Here is a 14,668-nt window from a genome sequence, read left to right as displayed (position 1 = left end):
TGGAGATACTACCGCGACGTGCGGCGACGGCGGCGGCGCTGTGAGACCGCCCCGCGGACGGACCCCGAGTGCCCGAACAGTGCATTACGGGGAGTTCTACGGCGTCAGCGAAGCGGTAGGACGAGACGATCGGCCGGTACTGGTCGTCTGGGGAAACTGCCAGGCAGAGGCCCTTCGTATCGTGTTGTCGAGCTCTCCGGATCTGCCGTACCGAACGGTCCGCATCCCGCCGGTGCACGAGCTGCTTTCCGACGATCTGCCTCACGTCGAACGGCTTCTCGACGGGGCCGCGGTCATCGCGTCGCAGCCCGTGCGCGCCGGGTATCGCGACCTGCCGATCGGGACGGCCGACATCGTGGACGCCGCCGGACCCGACACGAAGACCATCGTCTGGCCGGTCGTTCGACACGGCGGGCTGTTTCCGTTCCAGGCAATCGTCCGTTCGCCCGACCGACCGTCGGCGGTGCCCGCGGCCGTTCCGTATCACGACCTGCGCACGATTCTCGCCGTGCGTGACGGCAGATTCGCCCGCGAGGAGTGGGACGTCGACGTTACCCCCGATCGTATTCGCGCCGCCGCAGCGTGGAGTGTCGAACAACTGTCACGTCGCGAGGAGAAGCACTGCGACGTAGGGGTTTCCGACGTCCTGCTCGGTCTGGGCGACCGTGCCGCTCACACGATCAATCATCCCGGAAACCCGGTGCTGATGACGCTCGGAACTCGTCTGCTCGACATGCTGGGCGCATCGGGCCCCAGTGCGCCGGATCGCGAGCTCCTCGGAAACGTCCGCGCACCGTTGGAAAGTCGCGTCGTCGAGGCGTTGAGTCTGGCCGCGTCACCACGTGACCGTTGGCTGGTCGACGGCACATCGCTGACCGACGACGAGGTCCGCATCGCCCAGATTGCCTGGTATGCACACCATCCCGAGTTCATCGAGGCGGCGCTGACGCGTTACGCCGAGTTGCTCGACATCCTCGGGCTCGCGTCATGAGTGCCGACGTGTGTCATCTCGTCATCGGCCCGCGCAAGCACGGTGTCGTCGAGTATGCCGTGTCGGTTCACGAGGCGCTGGCCGCGGAAGGCGTCGGGCACCGGAGGGTGTTGCTCGACACGCCGTGGTCGCCGTTGCCGTCGGATCTTTCCTCCTGCGGCCTGGTCCACCTGCACGTCACGGACAGGTTGTTCGGCACGTCGCCCGCGCAGGCGTCGAAGCACCTGCTGTCCGTGGTCGAAGCCGTCGGCCGTCCTGTGTCGGTCACGCTGCACGACCTGCCGCAGCCGTCGGACGGTTCGTCGATGAACGCTCGGGTCGATTTCTACCGGACCGCGGTCGATGCAGCGGCAGGGGTGGTGGTGTCGAGCGAGCATGAAGCCGGGCTCCTGAAACGGCACGTGGCCCCCGAGGCGGTACCCGAGGTGGTTCCGCTCATGATCGGATCCCGTGTGCAGCATCCGATGTCGCCGATGCCCGCGGTGCCGACCGTCGGCGTTCTCGGATTTCTGTACCCGGGTAAAGGACACATCGAGACGCTGCGCGCCATGGCAGGCCTTCCGTCGACCGTGGGATTCCTGGCGCTCGGTGCGCCGTCGCCGGGCCACGACGATCTCGTCGACGAATTGCGTTCCGTTGCAGCCGAATCGGGGCGCTCGTGTGAGGTCACCGGCTACCTCGACGACGACGAGATGCGCGAACGAATGCGCGGCGTCACCGTCCCGGTTGCGTACCACCGGCACATGTCCGCATCCGGTTCGATCAACACGTGGATCGCCCAGGGACGCAGGCCGTTGGTTCCGCAGAGCGACTACATCGACGAACTCGACCGACGGTCGCCGGGCGTGGTGACGATCCACGGCAACGACGACGAGTCCCTGCAGTCCGCGATCTTCGCTGCGGTGGAGGACTCGAGCAGGACCTGGCTCGATCCGTCCGTCGAGCCGGTACCGTCGCCGTCCGATGTCGCGAACGCCTACGCCGAGGTGCTGGCGAGGTGGCGTCGGTGACCGACGTGTTCCGCGTCGACGACACACACGTTGCCGTACCGGACAACCGGTGGGATCTCGCCGACGGAACAGGTTCCTGCCCGACGGTCAGCGTGATCGTTCCGTATTACGACCAGTCCACCCAATTGTCGCTCGTGCTGACGGCATTGGCGGCGCAGCACTATCCCCTGGAACGGGTCGACGTCGTCGTCGCCGACGACGGGTCGGCCGTCGCACCCGACGTCGAGCGGTGGCGAACCGACCTGTCGATTTCGGTGGTGACGCAGGAGGACAAAGGGTTCCGGGCCGCCGCCGCCAGGAATCTCGGTGCTCATGCGTCGAGGGGGCAGGTTCTGTGTTTCCTCGACGCGGACACCGTGCCGACACCCGACTACATCCGTCACGCGGTGCGCTTACCGTCGCTCGTACCCGACGCGCTCGTCGTCGGCAGGCGCAAGCATGCGGATCTGTCCGAGATCGCCGAGTCTGCGGTGCTGCAGTGGATCGCGGCACAGGACGAGTCCGGACACGATCGTGAACCGGCCTGGCTCGTCGACGGGTACGCGCGTACGTCGAACCTGTTGAAGCCTGGGTGGGACGGCTACAAGTACGTTCTCAGTGCCGTGATGACGTGCAGTCGTGCACTGTTCGATGCAGTCGGTGGGTTCGACGAGTCGTTCGTACAGTACGGGGGAGAGGACTGGGAATTCGCGAACCGTGCGTTCATGATGGGCGCGGTCCTCGCGTACGAGCCGGCGGCCCTGGCCTGGCACGACGGACCGGATTGGGGTGAGCGGGAAGTGTCGGACCGCGTGAGTAGGAAGAATCACGAGGCATTGGCGCTGTCTCGGCTCGTCACGGATCCGGCGGCGAGGACTTCGGGTCTGCGCTATCGCATTCCGGACACCGTCGCGCTGGTCGACACCGATGGACACTCGGCCGCGTCCCTTGCGGTGACGATCGCATCGATAGTCGACGGATACGATTGCGCGGTCTGGCTGAGCGGAACGTCGGCGAGTGAACTCTTCGACGCTCTGGGACTGGAGGATTCGCGTATTCGCCTCGGGGAACCCGAATTCGATACAGTGGCGCGATGCCGATTCGTTCTCGACGTCAGGGGACGTATCGAGTTCTCGTCGTCGACCTTGGCCACGCTCACGACCGACGTCCGCCCCGGAGGGTATGGACGGGTGGAGGTCGAATGTGGTTCGGCGTCGGTCACTCTGACGGCGTCCCGTGCGGTGCATCGCGCCCGCCGGTGGGCCGACGGTTCCGAGATCGACCTGCTGGAGCAACTCTTCGGTGTAGCCCGTCTCGACGCGAGCGAGGTGGGCATCACCGTACGTACCGAGGAGCCCTGGCTGGCGTGGTAGCACTCGGGCCTCGGCTGGTCTCGCGCGGAGCGACAGGCCGGGTGTAGAGGATGCTGTTTCGTCAACTGGAGTACCTCGTCGCGCTGTCACGCGAACGGCATTTCACGCGGGCAGCCGAGGCGTGTCACGTGTCGCAGCCCGCGCTGTCCGAGGCGATCCGAAAGCTGGAGATCGAACTCGACCTGCCGTTGATCGTGCGCGGGCGCAGGTTCGAAGGTCTCACGCCGGAGGGCGAGCAGATCGTTCGGTGGGCCAGGCGCATCGTCTCCGACCAGCAATCGTTGAAACACGAAGCCGCCGCCTTGCGGACGGGTGTCACCGGCACGGTTCGGCTCGGAGTCGTTCCGACGGCATCGGCCACCGTCGCCGATCTGACCGGTCCGCTGTGCGGCAGGCATCCACTCGTCACGGTGAATCTGGCCGAAGATCTGCCGTCTGCCGACATCACCGCACGGATCGACAGATTCGAACTCGACGGTGGCATCACGTATCTCGACGACGACATCACGACGCGCTATCGAACGTTCCCGCTCTACCGCGAGTTCTACGACCTGCTCGTGTCCGCCGACTCGACGACAGCAGGCGGTGACAGCATCACGTGGCGGGAAGCGTCGAGCCTGCCGCTGTGTGCTCTCCCGTCGATGATGCGGGGACGTCGGATTCTGGACGAATTCTTCGCGTCCGACGGCGTGACGCATGCCCCGCAGGTCGAGACCGACTCGATCGCGTCGCTCTATGCCCATGTCAAGACCGGTCAGTGGGCGGCGGTCGTGCCGCGCGTCTGGCGACGGGTGTTCGGGGAACCGCCAGGGCTGCGCTGCATTCCGCTCGCGGGTGGTTTCGACGCTCCCGTGGTCGGACTGATCACCGGTAGAGGCGCCCAGGGGTCGGCACTCGTCCGCGCATTGGAGGACACGGCCCGAGGCCTCGACCAGTCGTCATCGGTGCCACCTATCGACCAGTAGGCGCTGCGTCTTGGACTCGCGTGGGTGCGGTGGTGCACCGTCTGTGCATGACTGTGCGACACGACTACGAGTACGACGAGGACAACATCGTCGTCACGGACAAGAAGAGTTATGCGGCTGGGGTGCCCGCCGTGCTCGTGTCGTTGCAGCGCGGAGTCGAACAGATGGGTGCCGCCCGAACGGCGTTGTCGCTCGCCTCTCTGAACCAACGCAAGGGTTTCGATTGCCCAGGGTGCGCCTGGCCCGAGACTCCCGGTCACCGTAAGCACGCTGAATTCTGCGAGAACGGCGCCAAAGCCGTCGCCGAAGAGGCCACGAAGCGCACGGTCGGGCCCGCGTTCTTCGCCGAGCATTCGGTCGAGGATCTGCTCGGCCGCACCGAATACTGGCTCGGGCAGCAAGGGCGCCTGACACATCCGATGGTGTTGCGTTCCGGTGCAACTCACTACGAGCCCATCGGATGGGACGACGCGAACGCGCTGATCGCCGACGAGCTCCGGTCGCTCACGAGCCCGCACGAGGCGATCTTCTACACCTCCGGACGCACGTCCAACGAGGCTGCGTTCCTGTACCAGCTGCTCATTCGGTCCTACGGCACGAACAACATGCCGGACTGTTCCAACATGTGCCACGAATCCTCTGGCAGCGCATTGTCCGCGTCGATCGGTATCGGCAAGGGTTCGGTCTCCGTGCCGGACATCGAGAATGCGGACCTGATCGTCATCGCCGGCCAGAACCCGGGCACCAATCATCCGCGCATGCTGTCGACGCTGGAGAAGGCCAAGCGCAACGGCGCGAGGGTCATCGCCGTCAACCCGCTCGTCGAGGCAGGCCTGCAGCGTTTCAAGGACCCGCAGCGAGTAGGTGGAGTGATCGGAGACGGTATCGCGATCTCCGACGACTACCTGCAGATCCGCATCGGTGGAGACATGGCCCTGTTCCAGGGGCTCGGCAAGCTGATCGTCGATGCCGAGGATGCTGCTCCCGGAACGGTTCTCGACCACGACTTCATCGCGCGCCACACCGCGGGCTTCGACGCGTGGATCGAGCACATTCGCCGGGTCGACCTGGACGTCGTCCTCGAAGCAACCGGTCTGACGATGGACCAGCTTCGATCTACCGCCGACGCGATGATCGCCTCGAACGCCACGATCATCTGCTGGGCGATGGGGCTGACGCAGCAGACGCACGGCGTCGCGACCATCGAGGAAGCGGTGAACCTGCTGCTCGCACGGGGGATGATCGGCAAGCCGGGCGCAGGAGTATGCCCGGTGCGTGGACATTCCAACGTGCAGGGTGACCGCACGATGGGGATCTGGGAGAAGATGCCCGAGGCCTTCCTCGCTGCGCTCGACGCCGAGTTCGGAATTCGGTCGCCGCGCGAACACGGTTTGGACGCAGTCGATTCGATCCGTGCGATGCGCGACGGTCAGGCGTCGTTCTTCATGGGCATGGGCGGGAACTTCGTGTCCGCTACTCCGGACACCCATGTGACCGAGGCAGCGTTGCGTCGGTGTTCGTTGACTGTGCAGGTGTCGACGAAGCTGAATCGCAGCCACCTCGTTCACGGTAGGACCGCTCTGATCCTTCCGTCGCTCGGTCGCACCGACAAGGATGTGCGCGCCACGGGCAAGCAATTCGTCACCGTCGAGGATTCGATGTCGATGGTGCACCGTTCGCGTGGTGGCCTGACGCCGTCGAGTCCCCACATGCGTTCGGAGGTCGCAATTGTCGCGGGTATCGCCGAGGCACTGTTCGGCAGCGAACACTCGGTGCAGTGGTCGAAGCTGGCCGACGACTACGACCTCATCCGTGATTCCATCTCGCGGGTCGTCCCCGGGTTCGAGGATTTCAATCGAAAGGTCAGGCAGAAGGAAGGTTTCGGACTTCCGCATCCGCCGCGCGACAGCCGCACCTTCATGACCTCCACCGGGAAGGCGAACTTCGGCGTCAACGAGCTGACGTGGTTGCCCGTGCCCGAAGGTCGCCTCGTTCTGCAGACGATGCGCAGCCACGACCAGTACAACACCACCATCTACGGGCTCGATGATCGATACCGGGGCGTGAAGGGCGGCCGACGTGTCGTCTTCGTCAACCCGGCCGATATCGAATCGCTCGGCTTCCGCGACGGCGATCGGGTCGATCTCGTCTCCGAATGGACTCGTCCCGACGGCAGCGTCGAAGAGCGTCGCGCCGACGCGTTCCGTATCGTCGCTTTCGCCACACCGGTGGGCAATGCAGCCGCCTACTACCCGGAGACGAATCCGCTCGTTCCGCTGGACCATGTGGCCCGCAAGTCCAACACCCCGGTGTCCAAAGCGGTTGTGGTGCGTCTCGTTTCGCATGAGCTACCACCTTCCTGACAAGCGCCGGCTCGACGTCAGTGGACGCACGGGGCGCGTTCCCCGCGCCGAGCGCCTTCGGGGCTTCGGTCTGCCGACTCTCCGGGGAAGCCGCCGACCATCCGGATCGCCGCGCTGCGGGTCCGCGGGGGTCGGCAAAGCCGGTGCCGTCGAATCGTAAATGTGTCCAGTCGGTGTGGTGATGCGGAACGAATGGCGACCACTCTCGCTGGTCGTCGGATGTGCACTCCATCCAGGCGCCTGCTTCGCGTGATTGCACGCCTCGCACAGGCCAGCGCCGTTGTCTGCGGACGTCGGTCCGCCGTTCCGGTGCTCGACGATGTGGTCACGGTGCCGAATGGGTGCACCGCACCACGGGGTGCGGCACCACCTGTCGCGTAGGTCGATCAAGTGCGCCAACGACTTCGGGAACAGTCGCGCCGAGGACTCCATCGCCGTCAGAGATCCGCTCGATGGGTTCGCATAGATGCGGCGGAGAGAGACGCGGGCGTCGGCAGCGAGTGCACCGACGACGAGGTCACGCGCGATCGCCGCAGGAATCGGGCCGTACCCCTGAACATGCGCGGGCGCGGCGCCCCCGGCGAGCAGCGATTGATCGGAGATCACCAGGTCGACTGCGACCGGCACCTGATCGGTGCTGCTGATGCCGAGCACACGCTCGGTCAGCAGATCGGCCATGATCTGGTTGCGTGTGCGATCACCGCCCGCGCCGTCGGAGATTGCCTGCTGCGCGTCTCGCATCAGGGTCGCGTGAATGCTGATCGCCTGTTTCATCGGTAGGAGTGACGTCAAGTAAGCCATGCTGTCGGGTGCAGGTCTGCTCGTCACCGATCGCTGCTCCGGTGCCTTGCGCGCCCGAGCGACGATGGCGGCCGCGTCTCGCTCCGCCGCGAGTCCGGCCGCCCGTGCACTTACTGCTTTGTCGCTCAGACCCGCCAAAGTAGTGACCGACGAACACAATTCGACATCGATCGCTTGTCTGTCGGCCTTGTCGAGACACACGATCTCCTTGACTATCAGGTTGACACGCCATTCGTTCAGATCGCCCGCCGCAAGTCGTGCGAGGGTATGAGGCATGTCCTCCAACAGGATTCGCGCCTGCCCGAGATGAGTACCACCGCGGTGTGGTGAGTCCATCCGGGCAAGGCCGATCTGTGCCGCAATACCGCGCGACCTCCGTGATGCAGGAACGCCGTCGGCGGCTCTCTGTACGCGTGTCGCCGAATCGAGGTCCGCAGTGAGTGTCGCCTGCGCGGCGACGGCTGCAGACTTGATGCGTTCGAGTGCGGTGATCTGTTCGATCCGTGTGGCGTTGTCTAGTGACCGATCGACTTCGCCAACCGATCGATGGAACTCGGCTATCGCATCCGTACTCAACAAATGGTCCCCCCGGGCCGAAGTGATAGTCGAACATTAGTTCGAATAACGCCGAAATGCAAGGCGTGGGCCTGAATTGGTCAACATCGAGCTTGGATGTGGAGATTGTTCGGAGGCAGCCGGTCTCACGTCCGTTCATCTGTGGATCACCGTCCGGACATGTCATGGTCACCGGCCGGTTTGCGGGCTGGGCGACGGTTGACCCCTCGCACGTTCCCTATTCGAGGAGTTCTCACAGATGCTCACCGCATCGATTCGCCGGGCGGCCACGATGGGTGCACTCGCCCTCGCCGCGGCGACGACCACGCTGGCTACCAACGTCGTCACAGCGGCACCCGCGACGGCAGCTCCGCTGTTGTGCCAGATCGCCGATGTGCTGCCCACGGGTTCGGCAGGCTCGGCGAATGCAACGCAGTACGGCTGCGCCGAAGCAGGCGAACTGCTCGACATGCGTATCGGCGACGTCCGCGCGACCCAGCCGTCGCTCGGATACGACGAGGTCTACTACAAGCTCGGCCGCTACAGCCAGGGCAAGGACGAGATCAACAAGAAGTTCGACGATTGGTGCGAGGCGAACGGCCAGCTCGAGGCTGCGTCTGCTCAACCCGATGCTCGTCTCGACAACCCCGCGTCGTTCACCTGCGCACTGCCCGTCGGACAGGAAACCGACGAGAGCATCGCCGCAATGAAGACCGTCGTGATCGGCCCGGGCGGCGTTCCGTATCTGACCGACGGCCATCACACGCTGACGTCGTTCTACGAGACTGCCGACGGTGGACCGAACCTGCACGTTCGACTGCGCGTCGTCGCGAACCTGAGCGATCTGAGCCCCGCCGACTTCTGGGCGAAGATGCAGGCCGAGAAGTGGGTCTGGAACCGCGACGTCAACGGTTCCGAGGTTCCAGTCGAGCAACTGCCTGCGGGTGTGGGCCTCGCCAACTTCCAGGACGACAAGTACCGCAGCTTGACCTATTCCGCTCGTGACATCGGATTCACTCCCGGATCGATTGCGTTCCAGGAGTTCTACTGGGGAGCTTGGGTTCGTGACTCCGGCGCCGTCGACATCAGCGGATGGAACAACAACGACCTTGCCAGCTACCTAGCGACCGTCGAGGCTGTCTCGCGTGCACAGGTTGCCGTCCCCAAGGATGCGGTGATCGACAACGGGAGAACCGCAGCGGAACTCGGGGCCCTGGACGCATGGAACGACGGAAAGGCCACGACCAAGGGCGAATTCGGCAAGTTGTCGGCTCCGTACTCGGATGCGAAGCCGGGCAAACTCGCCTACGCGCTGCTCTACAAGTCGGGCTTGGGTAACTGACCCGACTCCGCATCATGGAGCGGCGGCCGATGTCGGCCGCCGCTCCATCTGTTTCATCGGTCCTCCGAGGGCGGTTCAGGTGAACGTGTCGGTCGGCCGTGGGACACTGGCGCGCATGGTCGACGTCGAAGTACCGGACGCTGTCATCGAGCTCGCCCGCGCAGCGTCCCGGGTCGCAGTCCTGACAGGGGCAGGCATGTCAGCGGAATCGGGCATCGCCACGTTCAGGGACGCGCAGACCGGATTGTGGTCCCACTTCGAGCCCGCGGATCTGGCCAGCCCGGACGGGTGGGCACGGGACATGGACCTCGTGTGGGGCTGGTATCGGTGGCGAGCCGAACTGGTACGGCGCTCCGAACCCAACCCGGGTCACTACGCGTTGACCGAGTGGCAGAAGCGAATACACCTCGACATCGCCACGCAGAACGTCGACGACCTACATGAGCGGGCCGGTTCGACCGTGCTCGCGCACGTGCACGGCAGTCTGTTCGATCCGCGGTGTTCCGAATGCGGCGTTCGTTCGCAGCCCGACGAAGAGATCGTCGACGAGGAGACGGACCGGGTGCCGCCGCCGTCGTGCCCCGAATGTGGCGGGCCGATGCGTCCCGGTGCGGTGTGGTTCGGTGAACCATTGCCGGAAGATCAGTGGTCCGCGTCGGTCGACGCTGTCGAGCACGCGGACTTGGTCTTGGTCGTCGGAACGTCCGGCGTCGTGTTCCCGTTCGCGGGCTTGCCCGCCATGGCCCGCAGCACCGGGGCGAAGGTGGTCGAGATCAACCCGGTCGAGACCGAGATTTCGGACATGGCCGACGTTCGATGGCGCACCACTGCTGCCACCGGTCTGCCGGCACTGGTCGCGAAGCTCTGACGGCCTATTCGAACTCGAGGCGCATGGACCGTGCAGCGAAGTGGAGTAACAGCGCGAAGCCCCCGATCGAGACCACGACCGGCGACCAGACGACGATTGCCATCAGCACGGACACGCCCTCGTACTTCACGACGTACACGGCGATGACTGTCGCGGCGAGAATGCAGAACACGACGTGAGTTGCGAGCATCCACCGTTCGAAGAAGAAGCCGACGAACATTCCGAGTTCGATCAGGAACGCAGTCTTTCCGAGGGTTATCTCGGGTGGAAAGTCCGCCACCATGGTCGCCGAGAAGATAGCGAGATCGGCGATCATGACGAATGCGAACGCTTGCTTCAATGTCGGCCACGGGCCGAACATCCAAAAGGCACCCATGATGTACGCGGCGATCATCGACGCCCACTGCACGCCCGACGGGATCGGCGTCGTCGCCCCGTAACCGAAAGCCATTTCCAACGTGACGACCACCGCCATGGCCAGCGTGGCCAGTGCGACGACCTTCTGCACAATGCCGGTCACCGCCAGTGACGACATCAACGCGACTCCCCACGCGTAATGCTGTTCCGACGATTTCACTGCAACAATCATGTCGATTCGCCCCTCGGAATTCGTACCGCTTCCCGATTGAAGCACAGACAACCCGGCTCCGAGCCCGTTTGCTCTTTCGGTGGTGCGAATTCGACGGGGGCTTTCGGCGCCGCCACCATGGACGGCCCGAGGCCGATTCCGGCTACTCGCACGTCGATTCGAGGCCGTATCGACTGTGTAATGTGTGCGGTTGTCTTAACAAATACGTTCGGAGACCGAGGAGGGCGCGGTGCGCATCGGAGTTGTCGGGTACGGAGTCGGTGGTCGGTACTTTCACGTGCCCTTCGTCCAAGCCGCCGAGGGTGTGGAACTCGTCGGCATCGTGACACGGTCGCCGGAGCGTGCTGCCCAGGTCCAGAGCGACGTGCCGGGCACTCCTGTGTTCCAGAGTCTCGGTGAACTCATCGACGCGGGTGTCGACGCAGTCACGATCACGACGCCGCCGGAGACGCGTCGCGAGTTGGTCCTCGAAGCACTGTCTCGCGGTGTGCATGTCGTCGCCGACAAGCCGTTCGCGCCGGACCCGCAGGGCGGACTCGATCTCGTCGAGGCTGCAGACAAGGCGGGGTTGCTCCTCAGTGTCTTTTAGAACCGCCGATGGGATGCGGACATCAGGACCCTGCGCGCCGTGATCGATCGCGGAGAACTCGGTCGTGTCTGGCGCATCGAATCGCGCTTCGATCTGGACGAGCCGTCCACGCTCGAGTTGGGGCCGACCGGCGGATTGCTTCGAGACCTGGGCTCACACCTCGTCGACCAGGTGCTTTGGCTGTTCGGAAGGGCGACGTCGGTCTATGCGCGGATGGACTGGGTCGGCGACGGTGACCAGCGCACGGACAGTGCCTTCGTCGTCGACATCGACCATGCAAGCGGTGTGCACTCCACCGTCTCGGCGACCAAGATCAATCGCTTCCAGGCCCGTCAGCTACGCGTGTACGGAACCGACGGCAGCTTCTACTCCGACGGAACCGACGTCCAGGCACAGTCGATCTTCGCCGGACGCAGGCCGGTGGACGATCCCGAATCGTGGGGGTACGAGCTCGAAGACCGTTGGGGCACTCTGTATACCGACGCCGGCGCCCGAAAGGTCCCGTCGGAGCAGGGCAGCTACCAGGACTACTACAGTGCGTTCGCCGCAGCGGTGCGTGGCGAAGGGCCGCAGCCGGTACCGGCGTCGGAGGCCATTCACACCCTCGAGGTGCTCGACGTGGCGCGACGTGCCGCCGAGACCGGACAGGTGATCGAGCTACCGTCGTCCTGACTCAGAGCAGCTGCTCGGTCCTGATCAGGACGTCGCGCAGTATCTGCTCCATCTCGTCGAACTCTGCTTGCCCGCACGTCAGCGGTGGCGCCACCTGAATCACGGCGTCACCGCGGTCGTCGGGACGGCAGTACAAACCGGCGTCGAACAACGCCGATGGCAGAAACTGTTTGACGACGCGTTCTCGCTGGGCCGCGTCGAGTCGGCCTTTGGTTGCCTTGTCGGTGACGAGTTCGACGGCCCAGAAGTAGCCGTCGCCGCGCACGTCGCCCACGACGGGAAGGTCGAGCAACTTACCGAGGGTCTTCTCGAACCTGTCCTCGTTGTCGAGTACGTGCTGGTTGAGCTTCTCTCGTTCGAATATGTCGAGATTCGCCAGTGACACCGCCGCCGACACCGGATGTCCCCCGAAGGTGTAGCCGTGCGTGAACGACGTGGTCGTGTCCGCCAGGAACGGTTCGACGACCCGCTCGGACGCAATCATCGCGCCGATGGGTCCATACCCGGACGACATGCCTTTCGCGCACGTGATGATATCGGGTGTGTAGCCGAACTTGGTGCACGCGAACATGGTTCCGTGACGGCCGAACGCGCAGATCACCTCGTCGGATACCAGCAAGACGTCGTACTTGTCGCAGATCTCGCGCAGGCGCCGGAAATACGAGGTCGGCGCGGTCAGGCATCCACCGGAGTTCTGCACCGGCTCGACGAAGACGGCGGCGACGGTCTCCGGTCCCTCGAACAGAATAGCTTCCTCGACACGGTCTGCCGCCCACAGTGCGTGCGCCTCGCGATCGTCCGAATGTGCTTCCGCCCGATAGAAGTTGGTGTTCGCTGCCCGAAAGCCGCCAGGAGCCAACGGTTCGAAGGCCTGTTTCATCGCAGGCACCCCGGTGATGGCCAGAGCTCCGTGCGTCGTGCCGTGGTACGCCGTCGCCCTGCTGATCACCTTGTGTTTCAACGGTTTTCCGACGAGTTTGAAATGCTGCTTGGCGACTTTCCATGCACTCTCGACGGCTTCGCCGCCACCCGTGGTGAAGAAGACGCGATTCAGGTCTCCGGGTGTGTAGGTCGCCAGCCTCTCGGCGAGCTCCAGTGCGGGCGGCGTCGCGTAACCCCACACGGGGAAGTACGCCAGCTCGGCTGCTTGCGCGGCCGCCACCTCGGCGAGTTCTCGGCGTCCGTGGCCCACCTGCACGACGAACAACGCGGACAAGCCGTCCAGAATTCTGCGACCACGGGAGTCGTAGATGTAACTGCCCTCGCCCCTGGTGATGACGGGGACGTCCCTGTCCTGGAACGAACCCATGCGGGCGAAATGCATCCACAGGTGATCTCGTGCGTCGAAGTCCAGAGTCATGGGCGGCGTCCTTCGTCGGTTCGTCGACGCCATGGTAGTCCCGCGGTGCGTCGACGTCCTCGGCGAAGGTGAAATAGCATGGCGGTTCGACTCGCATCTCTTTTCGTGACACGGAGACCTTCATGCCCGAACGCTCGATACCGCTGCGCAAGTTGGGATTTCTGACCATCGGGTTGTTCGACGAGCAGGACCCGGGGCGCGGCCACCGCTCGACATTGGAGATCATCGAGCTGGGGGAGCGGCTCGGCTTCGACAGTGCGTGGCTGAGGCACCGGCACCTGCAGTTCGGCATCTCGTCGCCGATCGCCGTCATGGCCGCCGCGTCGCAACGCACGTCGCGGATCGAGCTCGGTACAGCGGTCACGCCGCTGGGATGGGAGAACCCGATCCGCCTGGCCGAGGACTATGCAACCGTCGACGTTCTGTGCGGCGGCCGACTCAATGCCGGTGTCAGTGTCGGCGTTCCCATGCAGTACGAACGGGTCAAGGCAGCGCTGTACCCGGAGACGGCGGACGTCGAGGATTTCGGGTACGAGCGGGTGAATCGGCTGCTGCGAGCCGTCGAGGGGCTGCCGGTCTCGGACTGGAGTGGTACGCAGGGGATCGAGCAGTTCTCGGACCGGGTGCAACCGCACTCGCCCGGTCTGCGTCGTCGAATGTGGTACGGAGGCGCGAGCGTACGGTCGGCACAGTGGGCAGGAGATGCCGCGATGAACCTCCTCGTCAGCAGTGTGGTGAAGGCGGAGGAGTCGACGGATTTCGACGACATCCAGTTCTCGCACATCATGCGGTTCCGCGAACACCATCCGGATGGTGGCAGTGCCCGGGTGTCGCAGGGGCTCGTCGTCGTTCCGACCGACTCGGCTACGTCGGCGCAGGTCTCGAAGTATCGGGAGTACGCCCGGAGCAGATTCGAGCGAACTCTGCAGCCCCAGGGTCCCGCACGCATGATGTTCGCCCCTGATCTCGTCGGAACGTCCGACGAGATCGCCGACATGCTGTACGCCGGCAAAGCCTTTCGAGAAGTCGACGAGGTGGCCTTCGCCTTACCGTTCAGCTTCGAGCACGACGACTACGTGCAGATCCTGACCGACATCGCCGAGAACCTTGGCCCGAAGCTCGGGTGGTCTGCCGCGCAGAAGTGAAGGCGCACACGAGTATCGGTGTGTGAGGCCATGACGCAACGGGTAGCCGCGTGCTGGCACCGACTT

11 protein-coding genes and 1 pseudogene are annotated in these 14,668 nt (G+C 64.6%); 9 read left to right on the top strand and 3 right to left on the bottom strand.

What is annotated here, in order from left to right; translation table 11 throughout:
* Positions 1 to 79: 79 nt before the first annotated feature.
* From A3K89_RS23585 to A3K89_RS23565, 5 genes are read left to right on the top strand one after another with little or no spacing between them, the layout of a single operon-like run.
* Positions 80 to 991, top strand: coding sequence for a WcbI family polysaccharide biosynthesis putative acetyltransferase (locus A3K89_RS23585; RefSeq protein ID WP_254303660.1), 912 nt, complete (start codon positions 80 to 82; stop codon positions 989 to 991).
* The gene (locus A3K89_RS23580; RefSeq protein WP_068431566.1) at positions 988 to 2,001 is read left to right on the top strand and encodes a hypothetical protein; all 1,014 of its coding nucleotides are present in this window, start codon (positions 988 to 990) and stop codon (positions 1,999 to 2,001) included. The genes A3K89_RS23585 and A3K89_RS23580 overlap by 4 nt, the downstream gene beginning before the upstream one ends.
* A complete protein-coding gene (locus tag A3K89_RS23575) occupies positions 1,998 to 3,353 on the top strand; it encodes a glycosyltransferase (protein ID WP_068432020.1) in 1,356 nt (451 codons plus the stop codon). The genes A3K89_RS23580 and A3K89_RS23575 overlap by 4 nt, the downstream gene beginning before the upstream one ends.
* Positions 3,354 to 3,403: 50 nt before the next feature.
* Positions 3,404 to 4,318: a LysR family transcriptional regulator gene (locus tag A3K89_RS23570; RefSeq protein WP_068431564.1), complete on the top strand. Its 915-nt coding sequence runs from the start codon at positions 3,404 to 3,406 to the stop codon at positions 4,316 to 4,318.
* A gap of 47 nt (positions 4,319 to 4,365) precedes the next feature.
* Complete coding sequence (locus A3K89_RS23565) at positions 4,366 to 6,681, top strand: FdhF/YdeP family oxidoreductase (RefSeq protein WP_068432017.1); 2,316 nt, start codon at positions 4,366 to 4,368, stop codon at positions 6,679 to 6,681.
* Here the strand turns inward: A3K89_RS23565 and A3K89_RS23560 are convergent.
* The gene (locus tag A3K89_RS23560) at positions 6,667 to 8,058 is read right to left on the bottom strand and encodes an HNH endonuclease (protein WP_157105429.1); all 1,392 of its coding nucleotides are present in this window, start codon (positions 8,056 to 8,058) and stop codon (positions 6,667 to 6,669) included. The two genes, A3K89_RS23565 and A3K89_RS23560, sit on opposite strands and share 15 nt — an antisense overlap.
* A gap of 238 nt (positions 8,059 to 8,296) precedes the next feature.
* Here A3K89_RS23560 and A3K89_RS23555 point away from each other — a divergent pair, with 238 nt between their 5' ends.
* Both A3K89_RS23555 and A3K89_RS23550 read left to right on the top strand, forming a co-directional pair.
* Positions 8,297 to 9,379 (top strand): ParB/Srx family N-terminal domain-containing protein, encoded by a 1,083-nt coding sequence (locus tag A3K89_RS23555; protein ID WP_254303658.1) that lies wholly within the window; start codon positions 8,297 to 8,299, stop codon positions 9,377 to 9,379.
* Positions 9,380 to 9,494: 115 nt separating this feature from the next.
* On the top strand, positions 9,495 to 10,247 hold the full coding sequence (locus A3K89_RS23550; protein ID WP_068432009.1) for an SIR2 family NAD-dependent protein deacylase: 753 nt from the start codon (positions 9,495 to 9,497) through the stop codon (positions 10,245 to 10,247).
* A 4-nt stretch (positions 10,248 to 10,251) separates the two neighbouring features.
* Here A3K89_RS23550 and A3K89_RS23545 read toward each other — a convergent pair whose 3' ends face one another.
* A complete protein-coding gene (locus A3K89_RS23545) occupies positions 10,252 to 10,824 on the bottom strand; it encodes a giguanylate cyclase (RefSeq protein WP_254303656.1) in 573 nt (190 codons plus the stop codon).
* A gap of 241 nt (positions 10,825 to 11,065) precedes the next feature.
* On the opposite strand from A3K89_RS23545, the pseudogene A3K89_RS23540 reads away from it, so the two are divergent.
* Positions 11,066 to 12,097: pseudogene (locus tag A3K89_RS23540) on the top strand (Gfo/Idh/MocA family protein).
* Between the two features lies 1 nt (position 12,098).
* On the opposite strand, the gene A3K89_RS23535 reads toward A3K89_RS23540, so the two are convergent.
* The gene (locus A3K89_RS23535) at positions 12,099 to 13,490 is read right to left on the bottom strand and encodes an aspartate aminotransferase family protein (RefSeq protein ID WP_174551505.1); all 1,392 of its coding nucleotides are present in this window, start codon (positions 13,488 to 13,490) and stop codon (positions 12,099 to 12,101) included.
* Between the two features lie 89 nt (positions 13,491 to 13,579).
* On the opposite strand from A3K89_RS23535, the gene A3K89_RS23530 reads away from it, so the two are divergent.
* On the top strand, positions 13,580 to 14,602 hold the full coding sequence (locus A3K89_RS23530) for an LLM class flavin-dependent oxidoreductase (RefSeq protein WP_068431554.1): 1,023 nt from the start codon (positions 13,580 to 13,582) through the stop codon (positions 14,600 to 14,602).
* The last annotated feature ends 66 nt before the right edge of the window (positions 14,603 to 14,668 follow it).

The sequence above is a fragment of the Rhodococcoides kyotonense genome, assembly GCF_001645385.1.
GTDB lineage: Bacteria > Actinomycetota > Actinomycetes > Mycobacteriales > Mycobacteriaceae > Rhodococcoides > Rhodococcoides kyotonensis_B.
Note: the sequence above shows the minus strand (reverse complement) of the source record. Positions and strands in the feature narration are given on the sequence as shown.